The organism is Halorubrum persicum, from assembly GCF_002727125.1.
Classification (GTDB): domain Archaea; phylum Halobacteriota; class Halobacteria; order Halobacteriales; family Haloferacaceae; genus Halorubrum; species Halorubrum persicum.
In genome coordinates, this window is record NZ_NHOA01000112.1 from 1 (window position 1) to 719 (window position 719).

General features: G+C 71.7%; 1 protein-coding gene. It reads right to left on the reverse strand.

The annotated features are described in order from the left end of the window. Positions 1–98: 98 nt before the first annotated feature. Positions 99–719, reverse strand: a 621-nt coding sequence (locus DJ69_RS12665) for a proteasome assembly chaperone family protein (RefSeq protein WP_099255938.1), incomplete at its 5' end; no start/stop codon positions are given.

Genomic DNA, 719 nt, shown 5'->3' on the forward strand with positions numbered 1-719 from the left:
GACCGCGAGTGGGACGAGGTCCAACTCAAGTACCGGCCGATCCTCGACGAGCTGGAAGGCGAACGCTGACGATCTGCCTCCGGTCGGCATTCGGGCCGCTACTGGAACATCTTCAGCGGCTCCGCCTGCGAGCTCTCCTCCGTCGCCTCCTGCATCCGCTTCGCGAACGCCTGCTTCGCGTCCCGGATCTCGGTCGCCTGCTCGACGAGGCCGTCGGTGGGCGTCTCCGTCCCGGCGATCGGGTCGATGCCGTCCTGAATGAGGATCCGGGCGGCCTCCGGGTCGGGGAACTGCGGGTCCGACTCGACGATGAGTCCGACCGCGTCGCGGCCGCGCTCCAGCGACTCCGCGAGCATCGCGCCGGTCGGTCNNGTCGGTCCGGAGACGAGCCCCGACTCCGGCGGAGCCTCGACAGCCGTGCGCTCGAGCGCGTCGCCGCCGCTCCCGGTCGCGACGCCGTACAGGTCGGGCGGCGTCTCGTCCTTCTCGCGGCCCAGCCCGGAGAGGAAGACGGGGAACGCGCGCGTCTCTCCGAACCAGTCGTCGAGACAGCCGGCGACCTCGGTGGCCGCGCCGGGCTTCACCGGCACGTCGCTGCGGAGCGCGACGAGGTCGCGTTCGGGGTCGGCGTACAGCCGTACCGGCGTCGTCAGTGACGACTGCGACTCCCGGTAGACGGCCACGCGCGGGAGCCCGTCGCAGTGGACGTTCGCGTAGTG